The sequence below is a fragment of the Photorhabdus noenieputensis genome, from assembly GCF_018448935.1.
GTDB classification, from domain to species: Bacteria; Pseudomonadota; Gammaproteobacteria; order Enterobacterales; family Enterobacteriaceae; genus Photorhabdus; species Photorhabdus noenieputensis.
This window is the reverse complement of record NZ_RCWC01000008.1, coordinates 56,949-71,054: the sequence shown is the minus strand read 5'-3', so window position 1 is coordinate 71,054 and position 14,106 is coordinate 56,949. Positions and strand designations below refer to the sequence as shown.

The following is a 14,106-nucleotide window of genomic DNA, read 5'->3' as shown; positions in this document are numbered from 1 at the left end:
TATGCGAAATCAGACTTTTATTATCGTTGGAGCAGGGCAAGCGGGGGCGATGGCCGCCGCAACCTTAAGACAGCAGCAGTTTGATGGCGATATTATTTTAATTGGTAAGGAATATCATGCGCCTTACGAGCGGCCAATTTTATCAAAAGAGTATTTAATCAACCCAGAGGAAGCGCCGAAGTATCTGTTCTCCGAAGATTTTTATCTGAAAAACCAGATAGACCTACGCATAGGGCAATCGGTCAGCCAGATTATGCCATCAAGACATTGCATTGTTTTAGAAAATGGCGGCGAGCTCAGATATGACAAACTCCTGCTTGCTATGGGGGCAAGAGCCAGACGATTTCCGCTACTTGATCAACTGGGTGAAAATATTTATACCCTGAGAACGTTGGATGATGCGCAACGCTTACGCCAGGCGGTGAAAAAAGACAAACGGATTTTGATTGTTGGTGGTGGAGTGATTGGCTTGGAGCTGGCGGCAACCTCCTGTGAATTAGGGGCAAATGTTACGGTTATCGAACAGGCTGATAACATCATGGGGCGTTGTGCTCCGCCGTTATTACAGGATTATCTTTTGAATCGTCATCAGGAAAAGGGGGTGCAGTTCTTCCTTGATGCCAATATTGTTTCCGCACAAAAGCAAGGAAGTGAATTAGTGCTTATATTGAACACCGGTGAAAAGGTGATCGGAGATATTATTATTTATGGTATCGGCGCTGAATTCAGGGATCAGCTTGCCGCTGATGCTGGTTTGGTGACTAATGGCGGTATCGTCATTGACAGCCGTTGCCAGACTTCTGAACCGGATATTTTCGCTGCCGGGGATGTTTGCCTCCAGAGGGAACCACTGACTGGTGATCTCCAGCGCCGTGAAACCTGGGAAAATGCTAACCGTCAAGCGACTATTGCCGCACACGCCATGATGGGGTTGGAACCCCCGCGGCCGGGCGCTCCGTGGTTCTGGACCGATCAGTGGGGTATTAACATCCAGATGGTTGGCAACATGCAGGCTGAAGAGTGGCATGTTCAGGGTGATTTGCAATCAGATAAGGCCATTTTATTTGGTACAGAAAATGAAATCTTAGTGGGTGCTGTGGCGATTAATCAGGGAAGGGAAATGCGCAATTTACGTAAATTACTTGCTAATCCTACGGTTGTTCCGGTGTAGTATTGGATAGGTTAGATTTGCCCGTATTTACCCTTAAGAATATGATTGCCTCTGAAAAAGATTACGGTTAAAAACCGTAATCTTTATTTTAATATTACAACGATGTCTTATTAATGTTTAATAACATAAAGATCTTTCGATGACATAAGACCGAGAGGGCTGATATAGTATCCACCAATATAAGGTTTTACTAATCTGGCACTAACATAGTAATAAATAGGAATTGACGGGACATCTCTTGTAAGAATATCTTGTGCTTGCTGGAAATATTCTATGTCGTTTGTTGCTTTGGCCTTACTAATCAGATCATCATAAATATCGTTATGATATAATGATGTATTATTAGAACTATTGGTGACATAATTATTTAAAAACGAAGCAGGATTATCGTAATCAGCTATCCATGCGTGTCTTACCAAATCAAAGTTACTTTGATGCATGGTGTCTAACATTGTTTTCCATTCTTGATTTTGTAAGACAGCATCTACGCCCAGATTTTTCTTCCACATTGAGGTAGCTGCAATAGCAATCCTTTTATGATCCTCCGATGTATTGTAAAGAAGATTAAATTTCAATGGGTTATTTCTGTTATAACCGGCTTCATTCAATAACTGCCGGGCTTTTTCAATTCTTTTTGCCAGCGTCCATGATGCATAATCAGGCTGTTTTAAGTTCATTCCTCCTGCGTTTGGTGGAGTATTATTATAGGCTGGCTTTTGGCCTTGCCCCAAAACTTTATTGGTTATGATGTCTTTGTCTAAAGCCAGATTTAATGCTTGTCTGACTCTAATATCGTTAAAAGGGGCTTTTTGGGTGTTAAATTCGTAATAATAAACAGATAATTTAGGTGAAATATGGACCTGGCTGCCTAACTTGTTTTTTAATGATTTAAATAAAACCGATGGGATACCCTTGGTAATATCTATTTCTCCTGCTAAATAACGGTTCACCACTGCTGTTTCTGATGTTACGTTAAGATAGGTGACTTTATTAATCACGGTGTGTTCATTATCCCAATATTGTGGATTCCTGATGCCAATTACCTTCTCATTGACGATCCATTCAGAGAGTTTAAATGGGCCGCTACTGACAAACATATTCGGTTGAGTCCATTTTTCACCATACTTCTCAACCGCTTTCTGGCTGATAGGAACCATCACTGGATGTGCCAGCATATTTAAAAAATAGGATAACGGTTGCTCTAATGTTACTTCTACCGTTAAATTATCTAATGCTTTTACACCTAATTCATCGGTTTTTTTCTTACCAGCAAGAATATCTTTAGCATTGACTATATACATGTTTTCAATATAACTGCCATACGGGGATGCCATTTGAGGATCAATTAAACGTCTCCAACTAAAAACCACATCGTGAGCGGTAATAGGTGAACCATCAGACCATTTTATTCCTTCTCTTAGATGAAACACCCAGGTTTTATTATCGTTAGTTTCCCAACGGATAGCTAAATTAGGATTAAACTTACCATCATTTCCTATACTAATTAAGCCACTAAAAAAGTCGTTTATAATATCAAACTCAACATCGCTTTCAACTTTATGCACGTCAAGAGAAGCAGGTTCTGAGCCATTATGACGAACAATATTCTGGTTGGTTGCCAGTTGTGTACCGGGTGGAATAATTGCCGCATAAGATAATGTTAAGTTTCCAATTATTATTCCTGTGAATAATGATATGTTTTTTATTGTTTTTTTCATCGTAATTTCTCCAATAATAATGCATTTTTTCAGATTGATACTATAAAAAAATTAAGCAATACCCGATATTATTTCTTCTGTAAATGGGATTTTAGTTTTAAATTTAATGGAATAAAGACGTAAGCGAATGATATTCGGCCAGATCCTATGGTTGTATTCAATAGTCTGAGATTCCTGTTTATGACTTGTTCTACCAAGAGGAATGAGTAGTGGTCAAGCATATTCACATGTTTATAACTGTAACTAGGCGGCTATAGCTTAGCTTCGTCCCATGAATTTTTTGTAAATACTCAATTGACAGAACTCTGATCAACTTCTACTTTTATCTTTAACCACGGTAAAAAAGGGGAAAAATATGGCTACTCTTGAACAGATTTTAGAAGATCTAAACGAACTTGATTTCATACAAGCACAAGACAATGTTGAAGTTATGCGAAATGAGGAAGGCTGTTTCGTTCATGTTCGAATGATCGCTTATGATGATTTGGTCTAATTATAAATAGGGGGGATTTGATTCGACAGTATCCCCTCTTTTTTCAAAGGGGGTATAGTATGATACACCTCATTGGTATTAACGAGGTTTACAGAAATCTAGCTGTTCTTAGTGCATTAAAATCAAAAATAGCTCCCAAAACGTCTGAAGAATTGGAGCTTGGATTTCATAATTTTTTAAAGGGCTATCAACCCAACGTTCCGCGGTTAGAGAGTGTAGGAACTCAGATAGTCGAGACCCCTGAGATGGAAGACAAGCTGGTAGAGCTTTATCGAACAGACGCTTTGCTAAATGATAGAGATCAATCATCTCTGATTGGCGATAGTCTGAAAGACGATGTTCGTAAGCAACGACTGGAGTTTTTGTTAGCTGCATTAGAAGAATTGAAGCTAAGGATGCCACAGATATACGCTGTATTTCAGATGGCGATAGATAGTTTATTTCTGAGAGACTCAAAGAATTCAGGGGGCGGTTCTACCTCGAACGCTGTGGGTGTGATTTGGATTAACAGCCGTAAACACTGGCACGTACAAGATCTCACGGAATTGTTGGTCCATGAACTTACTCATAATCTAGTTTTTATAGACGAACTCAGATACTTGCACTTCCATGACTACAAGCTTCTCCAGAATGAAGCCAATTTTGCAAAATCAGCAATACTCAACATTAAGCGCCCTATCGATAAAGTCTTTCATAGTATCGTCGTAGCTGTAGAAGTTCTCTTGGTGAGACGAAACTATCTCGGAGAACCAGAAAAATGCCACGTTCATCCGCCATCGGATAAGATGCTTACACAGGCGCTGGAGGCATTAAATTCTTTGGCTGATCTTCCTAACTATAGGGATTTAATCACGGAAAGAGGCCAGTCAATTATGAAGAAGTGTCAGGGGTATCTTGATCTAATGGTAGGACGAGAGAAGAAGCTTGCATAATGGTTGAAATAAAAGGCTCTATGGAAACATTTCCACTTTTGTACCATTCGAGAATGCTTGCTGATGAACATCGTTTGAACTGCTTCAAAACTGCAATCGATCGAATTGTTCAAGAGGATTCTCATGTAGTTGATTTAGGGGGAGGGACTGGAGTTCTAACTCAGATGTTAGCTCAGAAAACTAATGGATTGGTTACTTATATAGACATGTTGGAAGCTAGTAGTATTGTTGCTCAAATACTCAATAGGGGTTTAAGTAAAAATATCCAGTACATTAGCAAAAAATCTTTTGATGTCCAGTTGAAGAATCTGCCGGATGTTCTTGTGACAGAAACCTTGGGTTATTTTGGAATCGATGAAGGTATTGTTGAGATCTGCCACGATTTTTGTACTAGACACCCAAGTATCAAAATGCTGATTCCTTCTAAAGTGAGTCTTAAATATCAGTTTATACACTTGCCTGAACTAAACGCCGATTTTGATCTTTTATTGAGTAGTTACGCCTCTCGATTTGGTCCTGTTCCGGCAGAACTAGTGTCCGAGTTTGAACGCTTATTCTGCAATTTGATTAGAAAAAAAATTATCAAATCAGATGGAGTGGAAGTTTGCTCTGAACCAAAACTCATTCGTCGATTTAATCTTGGACTGGATAAGAACTCAGACACAGAGTATTCCGTCGAATGCAAGGCGTCTCAACGTGCAAATGCTATCCATTTTTATTTTGAGGCTGAGCTTGCAGACGGTGTTAAGTTAAGTAATTACGTATTCGAACCTAAGACGCACTGGCTTCACAGTTATGCAGGAATTCCCAAGGGAATCTCTAGTGGACAATTGAAGTTTGTATCTACTGAAAGAAAAATAAGATTAAGATGGAAGTAAAAAAGTCGGCTATTGAATTTTTAATTAATAAAGCATTTGCCTTTGCTTTGATTTTTCTTATTGTCCAACAGTTAATTGTGGCCTCCTCTACTTATTGGATAGCGGGGCTGGCAAAACAGGTAAGTGCCAATGAGAATTTTACTCTGTATCTTGTCCTTTTTATACTTTCTCTTACACTCGTCTATATTCCTTCTAGCTTAGCTGCTGTTTTTCTTGAGAAGTCTAAGTTTCTTGCACTTGAGAAATATGTCGAAAGGTTTCGTCTTAATTTCTGGAATCGGGCTTCTATTCGAACGAGTAAAGAGTTTAAAGACTATCATTTGCCCTATGTGTCCTCAGAAGGGTTTTTGGTTTTTAATGAAAGTTCCAAATTTATCTTTGATTGGGCCTCTGTTGTTCTAAATGTTTCATTGAATGTACTTGCCCTTTCTTTTGTCCTTGATACGTCGATTGCATGGTCCTACCTTGTTGGTCTTGCCTTTGTTTCGAGCGTCATTTTTTTCTTTAGAAAAAGAATTCATGCAAAGGGAACAGAAGCTCAATCTGCCAGAACAGCCCTTCAACGTGTTTTATCTTTGGCGTGGGACAATTTCCTATTGGGCAATAAATACAATCAGTCTATTTATCAAAGTGAACTGAAGGTCCGACAGAGTTTGGCTTTAGGAACAGCGGTTCGTAGCCAATACTGGAATAATCTTGCTTCAGCGTTGGGAATGCTACTAATGATGGCACCGGTACTTGTCTGGACAAGTGTTCTCTTCTTGGAAAATATGGACAATCCTCCTGTTCTCACGGTTTTAGTTGCAACCTTACCTCGCCAAGTTCTTATTCTTCAGCACGCATATGTCGTGATTTTCTATTCTACGAGTTGGTCGGCATTGAGTGCGAGGCTCAAGGGGTTAGGACAGGCTGTAGAGACTCCAAGGACATCGCAGAATCTGGAGGAGCGAATCCAATGGAATCGCTTGAAATACGAAACTCATGGCACTTTGCCAGACTTGGCGAGTTTAAAAGAACTTATTATTAAGCCAGTTCCGTCGTCTGGCCGAATCACAATTAGAGGGCCAAATGGAGTGGGTAAGTCTACTTTTCTTTGCTGGCTCAAGGAGCAGCTGGGTGAGTCGGCTTATTACCTTCCGGCACATCATGAACTTGTTTTTGAAAAAACTAATGAAAAGAATCTGTCGACTGGGCAGGAACTGCGGGAATTTCTTAAGGAAATCTCTGTTAAGGCAGTGGATAAGATAGAGATCCTGATGTTAGATGAGTGGGATGCTAATTTAGATATTCAATCTCGTCAGGTATTCAGCGAGCTTATCGATAAGCTAAGTGAGTCTCTGCTAATTATAGAAGTTCGCCACAACGTGTAAGCGACTCTTTGGGAGTACCTTTCTAAGGTAAAGATAATCTACTTTAGACGGATGCAGCGATGTGTCAAAATTATTATACATCCTAATTTACCATGAAACCTTCTAGCGCTTCATTGCTCACTAGTAATGAAGAACATCGTTTTCCCATAGCTACGGTAGCATCAACCCTATGGACAATAAGGCCATTAGAAAGTGGCAAAAATAGATGTAAATTTGAGCACAAAGGATCGGTAAGTTAATCTCAGCTTCATTTAAAAATAGCGATATCACAATCCCGTAAATTCAAGCTCGGTTTTTTAGGTTGGAATGTATAAGCAATTAAGCCAGCGACGATTTCCAATAAAAAACCGAGCTGACTGCGGTGTCTTGAATGCGCTATCTGCGAAATATTTTTGAGCTGATCCACGACCGTTTATATCAAAAATCGCCTTCTTAACATCAGCTTATCCCAGAGAGATAACGCTTTTGCCTTCATGTTACTACGGACATGAGTGATTAACGTTATTCCTTCTTCTTCCAGTTCATCGCACAAAGCCTGTGACAATACCCTTTATCGCCATACAAACACCCTGTTAACCCTTGTACCAGTGCTTTGACGGGATGACGATCATCTTTATTTCCTGAGGTCAACTTAACCGCCAAAAGTTCACCACAATCATTGATAACCCGATGAAGTTTAAAGCCATAAAACCAGCCTGTACTCGTTTTCCCTCGCTGTGCGACGCCCTGAAATACGCGATGACGGGAATACGGAGATTGTGGCAAACGGTAATTTTGGTTGAATCAATAAAAGCGATCCCCTGGGTTTCAGCCTTGCGTGACGAAAGAAAAGCACAGAGGGGAATGAGCGCCCTTTGCTTCAAGGTTAACATCCGGGTGTAGCTGACCAACCGGGGAAAATCGGCCTGAAGATAGTGTTTAACATGCTGAATATAAAACGTTTTAAAATCACGATAATGGCTCATGTGGAACAAAATGAGTATCGTCATGACTTCACTGAGAGAAAGGGAAGCTTCGCGGCGACGTTTGAGCAAACCATGTTCAATTAACTGTTGATGCCAGAGAGGAATAAATTTTTGGCAAAAGTCATCGATGCAGCAGTAAAGTTCTTCTAAATTAAACATGCCTGAGGATCTCCACGATTTTGTTTTCTTTGACAAAAACTTTGATCGTGCCTCAGGCACTTGGTTCCCTTCTTAAGCAAACTTCAGGTTAAGTTAGTGTACAGACTGATTAAAATTTGCATTGGTTAACGATTGTATGTATATTCTTGATTATATCAATCGTTAACTTGAGGTGCGTCATGCAAACTTTGTATAGGAAAACCAGATTCGATAATAACGTGTCGGCACCTCATGATGAGTATGACGACGCTAATGCCGCGGCTGATCGCCTTGAGAATATTATTAAGGAACTGGCTGATGGTATTCGCAGTAAAGGTAAGGCTAACATCAAGCGTCAGCTAGCGTTGCCGGATAATCAGTTTCTGATGAATATGTTGTTTTTGGCGATACCGGCACGGGCGCTTGCTGAACTGACGCCGGAAAAGAAGAGGTTACTCAATCGTGTGCGTAGCCGAGCGCGCTTTTTTGATAATGTGCGTGAAAACGGCGGTGTGTTAAATTCGGCCGAGGTGGCGAGTTTGCTAGGTGTCAGTAAAGTAACCGTTAAAAAGAAAAAGGACACCGGTAAATTACTGGCCTTGGAATACGATGGTGAGTTTATTTATCCGGCTTTTCAGTTCACCGATGATGAAAGCAAAGGCGAAAAAGGTGTGCTCAGGGGGGTGGCGGAGATTCTGTTTCATCTCAATCACTTTAGCGGTGTGATGCAGTACGGATTTTTCGTGCAGAAACGTAATGTACTGGATCATCGTTTACCAGAAGGTCAAGAGTTCACTGTTATTGATTTGCTGAGAGAGGATGTTTCGGATGATAAGCTTCAACAGATAATCCGCTTAGCCAAGTTGTTTGGCACTCAAGATGCTGCATAAATAAAGAAGGGGAACAGGCACATGCTAGCTCCCCCTTTTGTCATATTACGGGGATATCCAGGTCGTTCACCAGGATATCTTCGGCAATTTCTCCTTCATACTCAAATTCCCTGAGCACTTTAAGTTCTTCGGTGCGTATCACGTCTTTACCAGAAGGCTCGTCATGCCAGAGCACGATGCAAGGCTCAAGCGTGACGTTGGACATGTAGGCCAGCCCATCCGCGTGCGGTGACAGCTTCGCCGCGAGTTGCTGTGTGATCCGATAGTCTGTGCCAGTTAGCTGATGGGCGGTGATATGCATTTTCGGCGCAAGCCGGGTAATGTCTACAATGCGTAAATCTTTCTCTGTCACTAATGTAGCCATATGGTACCCATCCAGTTCCCGGTCTGTTATGGCTGGCAGACTTTGAAACACCTCCTTCATCGATGTTCTTGGCGAGTTGGCAAGATATAAATTACCAACTGTGCCGTTCGTTAACCCGTACCGGGTATGTTCTCCATCGAGGTTAAAGAATACGCCACTGCCTCCGTGTTCACCCTCTTGTAGTCGGTAAAAAACTGTGCCGACTGAGATGATAATGATACTTTGCGTAATTTTATCGATGGTGAGGGTGTCTAATTGTTGCTTTGTCACTGAGTCAGGGCTTGCCTCTGATTTTGTTACCACTGAACACTCCTGTATTCTTGCCTGTTTCAGCCATATGTTGCCTCCGGTTTTATTACATTAACTGGACAGCGAAGACGCGCAAGGCTGTGTATTTATCCAGTTGTGTCAGTATATTACAGACAACGGGGCAGGGTATATGTTTTGATACAGAAAATGATTGAAAAATGTACCTCATTGTATGCTGTCAGTTAGCCGTGAGAATATGCGGTAGGACAATATTAATGTATTCATTGTTAATGTACTCATTCACGAGAATAATATGAAATATTTATTATTTTCTTTTATTTAATTGTACTTCTGAATTATTAATATAATAATTGAATTTATATGTGATGAAATAAACAATTTCGTAATAATTAAAGCTATTATTTTTATTTTGTTTTTATACAATGATATGCTTTATTAAATAGAATAATGAGTTGATGATAAATAAATTCTCAGGATTTGTCATGATATTACAGCCGAATGTGGTATGGAAAATTATTCTACAAACAGATTGGTAGCATAATGGTATTAAAATAACAATATATTTTATCATGGATATTTATCATCGGTTCTATTACAGGGGGGGAATAATCTGTCAATTAGTTTTACGTAATTCACAAATGGCGATGCTAATAAGCAGAAATATTGAAAATACTTATTTATGATTATGGTGATATATCTTCATTAGCCTACTTTTATAACTAGAAAAATTGACATTCTCAATCCATGTATAAATGGTAATCAATATGCAGAGAACTCAAAGAGTTGTTATTACAGGTATGGGAGCGGTAACACCGATTGGTGAAGATGTTGAATCATGTTGGCAAAGTATTATCGAGAAACAACATCAATTTCACAGAATTGAATTTCCCGACTCATTCATTAATTCACGTTTCTTTTCTTTCCTCGCACCAGACCCATCCCGTTATCAGTTATTACCAAAAAAGTTAACTCATATGCTTTCGGATTGCGGAAAAATGGCGTTGAAAGCGACGTATCAAGCTTTTACCCAAGCGTTTGGAGTGAATGTATCACCTGTTGAATATTACGATAAATATGAATGTGGAGTAATCCTTGGCAGTGGTTGGGGGGCTATTGATAATGTCGCAGATTATGCTTGCCAATATAAGAAAACAAAATTAGCTCATCCTATGAGTAATCTTATCACCATGCCAAGTTCCATGACGGCTGCATGTTCGATTATGTATGGACTACGTGGTTATCAGAATACCGTTATGGCCGCCTGTGCAACGGGCACAATGGCAATAGGTGACGCCTTTGAAATTATTCGCTCAGGACGGGCAAAATGTATGATTGCCGGAGCTTCTGAATCACTAACCCGGGAATGCAATATTTGGAGTATTGATGTATTGAATGCACTATCGAAAGAGCAAACGGACCCAAATCTCGCATGTTGTCCATTTAGCCTTGATCGCTCTGGGTTTGTATTAGCCGAAGGCGCGGCGGTGGTTTGTCTGGAAGATTATGATTCAGCCGTCGCGCGTGGTGCAACGATTCTGGCGGAAATTAAAGGTTATGCTCAATATTCAGATGCCGCTAATTTAACTCGGCCAACAGAAGATATTGAACCTAAAATATTAGCGATAACCAAAGCCATTAAGCAGGCACAGATTTTGCCGGAAGAGATTGACTACATTAATGCTCATGGCACTTCTACACCGTTAAATGATCTTTATGAAACCCAGTCAATTAAAGCGGCACTGGGGCAGCATGCTTATCAGGTCCCCATATCAAGTACAAAATCGTATACCGGTCATCTTATTGCTGCTGCCGGTAGTTTCGAAACTATTGTATGTGTAAAGGCATTGACTGAAAATTGCTTGCCGGCAACCTTGAATTTACATCGGGCCGATCCAGATTGCGACCTCAATTATTTACCTAATCAACATTGCTACACCGCTCGACCAGAAGTGATGCTCAATATTAGTGCGGGTTTTGGGGGACATAATGCTGCGTTGGTTATCTCTAAGGTAAGGTAACTGCTATGTTGATTTTTGAAATGGAAGATATTGAACATTGGTCGGATTTTTCCGGGGATTTTAATCCCATTCATTATCCGGCAAAAAGTGAGTCTTCACACAATATGCAGCAACATCCGGTACAGGGGATGTTGAATTTGCTCTATGTGCGGCAACAGTTTTCTCAATTAACTTCAGCGCTTACAACTGGAATATTGAACATTGATGCGTCGTTCCGGCAATATGTTTATACCGCATTACCATATCAACTGAGGATTAATACTGAAAACAAAACGTTTAAATTAGAAAATCCTAGTAAAAAAAGCACATTGTCCGGCAATACCAACGTAGAAAATACAATGGAGTCAATTGAAGATTGGATTGTTCAGGATAACTGTCAAAAATTAACGATAACAGAGAGAGAAGTTTGTGAAAAATATGCTCTCTTTAGACTCTATTTCCCGAGTGTCACTTCTATTGGGTGGTTTCTGGATGCGCTTGCTTTTCATCTTGTTATTAATTCGACAAGTTTTCTTAATTTTGAGCACTACCATTTTAACCAATTACAAGATTATTTGAACCAATCCTTTACTGTGCATACTGGACAAGCGATTAAGATAAAAAAAACAGTTGTTAATAGTACATCATTATCATCTGTGCCGGATATCTGTATTGAATTAAATCCACCATTAATAATTAAGAATGGCCCTAAAGACTATATTCGTATTTTTTATTATCGATGTTTATATGATAAAAAACCTATTTTTGTGTCAAAGATTTCAATTATCTCTAAGATGAAATAAAAGGAAAGCGAAATGCCAACACAAAGTGATATTTTTACTAAAATAAAGAATAGAATATTAATGATGAAGGATATAGAAGAGGAAGAAATAACACCAGAATCTTCTTTTATTTCGCTTAAATTTGATAGCCTTGATTATGTGGAAATTCAGGTTTTTGTATTGGAGGTATATGGTATTAGCATTAAAGCTGAGCTTTTTTCAAATCATTCTATTTTAACGTTAAATGAACTCACTGATTATGTGAAATCTAAGTTATAAACTGAAATTTTAATTGTCATCTTTAAACCACCTGCTCTTTAAGAGGTGGTCTTTCACTAACCTTATTTTTTACCATTAATATTTAAGAGGTTAAAATGAACATTCTAGAGCAAAGTAAAGTCGCTGCTTTATATTCAGCCTATTCAGAGACGGAAGGTTCTTCGTGGGTTGGAAATTTGTGCTGTTTCTCAATTGATCGAGAGCATTTGCCTATTATCGTGAATGGGCGTCGTTTCTTGATTGAATTTGTTATTCCAGATCATTTGCTTGATAAAACGGTTAAACCCAGAATATTCGATTTGGATATCAATAAACAATTTTTACTGCGTCGTGACCATCGTGAGATAAATATTTATCTTTTAGGTGAAGGTAATTTTATGGATAGAACGACGACAGATAAAAAGCTATTCGAATTAAATGAAGATGGAACACTGTTTATTAAGACATTACGCCATGCTCTTGGCAAATATGTTGCTATTAATCCTTCAACCACGCAATTTATCTTTTTTGCACAAGGAAAATACAGCGAATTTATCATGAACGCCTTGAGAGACTTTGAAGATGAATTATCAAAACGCTATCGCGTAAGAATTATTCCAGAATTGCAAGGGCCATATTATGGCTTTGAACTTGATATTATTTCTATTACAGCTTAATTTACAATATTATGGAGAATGTTATGGAAAAGAGAATAACAACATTTACCATTGAGAAAACTGATGATAGTTTTTATGCTAATGGTCGGCATCAATGTATGGTGAAAATCTCTGTACTTAAACAAGAATATAAGAATGGTGATTGGGTAAAATTAGCACTTAGTGATGCTGAAAAAAGATCGATTCAGGTGGCAGCATTAAGTGATAGCCTCATATATGACCAATTAAAAATGCCTTCAGGTTGGACAACAACAGAGACAAGAAATAGATATGATCTTGGGTTATTAAATGGTGTTTATCGTATTGACGCTTCTATTAAGGAGCCGACAATGGATCATGCAGGAGATTGTTGTACAAATGAAAGCTATCAGAACAGTGTGAAAAGTGTTCCTGAATATATCTATCGTTATGTTAGTAGTAATAGAACAAGCACAGAGTATCTAATAGCAAAAATGACCTTCGAAGATACAGACGGGAAACGCACACTAACAACGAATATGTCAGTTGGCGATGAAGTTTTTGACAGCAAGATTTTATTAAAAGCTATTGCTCCTTATGCAATTAATGCAAATCAATTGCATGAAAACATCAATACATTATTTGATAAAACAGAAGAACCGACGAAATCGGATACTCACCATCAAACCATTAATCTTTATACTTGGACATTGCCATATCATCTGAGAATTCTTGAAGGGAATGATAGTACTGTTAATAGAATATATGTCCTTGGTAAAGATCCATCAGACGATAGATTCCTGACAAGAGGAAGGGTATTTAAACGAGGAACTTCATATGTGAATGCACGTGATAATGTAAGTGGAGGATGTGTCATGGACTATTCTTACACCGTAACTGTTCCAGATACGCAGCTTGCTGCTGAAGTACTCCATGTGACAGGATGTTCATGGACAAGTGGTTATCATGATGGATATCATGATGTCACAATCATTGATAACTACGGTTGCCAGCATAAATTTAGAATATCCTCGGCTAATATTGGACGTGCGCTAAGTATAGCGAGAATAAGTTGATTTTCCTTAGTAAATAACCTTTGTCTATGCTGGTAATCGCATATGTGTTTACCAGCAATTAAGATATTCCATTATTGAAATAGGAATATAGCGATATCTGTTATTGTACATAAATGAATAGCTAAATAGATATTTGGTTTTGCTATGTTCTTAATTAATTAAACAGGAA

General features: G+C 38.9%; 13 protein-coding genes and 1 pseudogene. 11 read left to right on the top strand and 3 right to left on the bottom strand.

Annotated elements, in window-relative coordinates:
- Position 1 precedes the first annotated feature (1 nt).
- Complete coding sequence (hcaD, locus tag EAE91_RS08155) at positions 2-1,171, top strand: phenylpropionate dioxygenase ferredoxin reductase subunit (RefSeq protein ID WP_214088050.1); 1,170 nt, start codon at positions 2-4, stop codon at positions 1,169-1,171.
- 110 nt (positions 1,172-1,281) lie between these two features.
- Here hcaD and EAE91_RS08150 read toward each other — a convergent pair whose 3' ends face one another.
- A complete protein-coding gene (locus EAE91_RS08150; protein WP_214088049.1) occupies positions 1,282-2,889 on the bottom strand; it encodes an ABC transporter substrate-binding protein in 1,608 nt (535 codons plus the stop codon).
- 355 nt (positions 2,890-3,244) lie between these two features.
- On the opposite strand from EAE91_RS08150, the gene EAE91_RS08145 reads away from it, so the two are divergent.
- Genes EAE91_RS08145 through EAE91_RS08130 form a run of 4 tightly spaced genes read left to right on the top strand, consistent with a single transcriptional unit; the run spans position 3,245 to position 6,562 of the window.
- Complete coding sequence (locus EAE91_RS08145) at positions 3,245-3,382, top strand: hypothetical protein (RefSeq protein ID WP_011146464.1); 138 nt, start codon at positions 3,245-3,247, stop codon at positions 3,380-3,382.
- A 59-nt stretch (positions 3,383-3,441) separates the two neighbouring features.
- Positions 3,442-4,314: an aKG-HExxH-type peptide beta-hydroxylase gene (locus EAE91_RS08140; protein WP_214088048.1), complete on the top strand. Its 873-nt coding sequence runs from the start codon at positions 3,442-3,444 to the stop codon at positions 4,312-4,314.
- Positions 4,314-5,192 (top strand): SAM-dependent methyltransferase, encoded by an 879-nt coding sequence (locus EAE91_RS08135; protein ID WP_214088047.1) that lies wholly within the window; start codon positions 4,314-4,316, stop codon positions 5,190-5,192. Before EAE91_RS08140 ends, EAE91_RS08135 begins: the two co-directional genes overlap by 1 nt.
- Positions 5,183-6,562, top strand: a complete 1,380-nt coding sequence (locus tag EAE91_RS08130) for an ATP-binding cassette domain-containing protein (protein ID WP_214088046.1) — start codon at positions 5,183-5,185, stop codon at positions 6,560-6,562. The genes EAE91_RS08135 and EAE91_RS08130 overlap by 10 nt, the downstream gene beginning before the upstream one ends.
- A gap of 247 nt (positions 6,563-6,809) precedes the next feature.
- On the opposite strand, the pseudogene EAE91_RS08125 reads toward EAE91_RS08130, so the two are convergent.
- Positions 6,810-7,686, bottom strand: a pseudogene (locus EAE91_RS08125) (IS982 family transposase).
- Between the two features lie 179 nt (positions 7,687-7,865).
- Here EAE91_RS08125 and EAE91_RS08120 point away from each other — a divergent pair.
- A complete protein-coding gene (locus tag EAE91_RS08120) occupies positions 7,866-8,555 on the top strand; it encodes a hypothetical protein (protein ID WP_244868734.1) in 690 nt (229 codons plus the stop codon).
- 40 nt (positions 8,556-8,595) lie between these two features.
- Here the strand turns inward: EAE91_RS08120 and EAE91_RS08115 are convergent, their stop codons facing one another.
- Positions 8,596-9,222 carry an RES family NAD+ phosphorylase gene (locus EAE91_RS08115; protein WP_214088044.1) on the bottom strand — a complete coding sequence of 209 codons (627 nt, stop codon included), beginning with the start codon at positions 9,220-9,222 and terminating at the stop codon, positions 8,596-8,598.
- Between the two features lie 731 nt (positions 9,223-9,953).
- Between EAE91_RS08115 and EAE91_RS08110 the strand changes: the two genes are divergently transcribed.
- The 5 genes from EAE91_RS08110 (at position 9,954) to EAE91_RS08090 (ending at position 13,937) form a co-directional block, all read left to right on the top strand.
- Positions 9,954-11,207: a beta-ketoacyl-[acyl-carrier-protein] synthase family protein gene (locus EAE91_RS08110; RefSeq protein ID WP_244868733.1), complete on the top strand. Its 1,254-nt coding sequence runs from the start codon at positions 9,954-9,956 to the stop codon at positions 11,205-11,207.
- A 5-nt stretch (positions 11,208-11,212) separates the two neighbouring features.
- Positions 11,213-11,989 (top strand): hotdog family protein, encoded by a 777-nt coding sequence (locus EAE91_RS08105; RefSeq protein WP_214088042.1) that lies wholly within the window; start codon positions 11,213-11,215, stop codon positions 11,987-11,989.
- Positions 11,990-12,001: 12 nt separating this feature from the next.
- Positions 12,002-12,247 carry an acyl carrier protein gene (locus EAE91_RS08100; RefSeq protein ID WP_214088041.1) on the top strand — a complete coding sequence of 82 codons (246 nt, stop codon included), beginning with the start codon at positions 12,002-12,004 and terminating at the stop codon, positions 12,245-12,247.
- Between the two features lie 95 nt (positions 12,248-12,342).
- The gene (locus EAE91_RS08095; protein ID WP_214088040.1) at positions 12,343-12,903 is read left to right on the top strand and encodes a hypothetical protein; all 561 of its coding nucleotides are present in this window, start codon (positions 12,343-12,345) and stop codon (positions 12,901-12,903) included.
- Positions 12,904-12,926: 23 nt separating this feature from the next.
- Positions 12,927-13,937 (top strand): hypothetical protein, encoded by a 1,011-nt coding sequence (locus EAE91_RS08090; protein ID WP_214088039.1) that lies wholly within the window; start codon positions 12,927-12,929, stop codon positions 13,935-13,937.
- Positions 13,938-14,106: the final 169 nt, after the last annotated feature.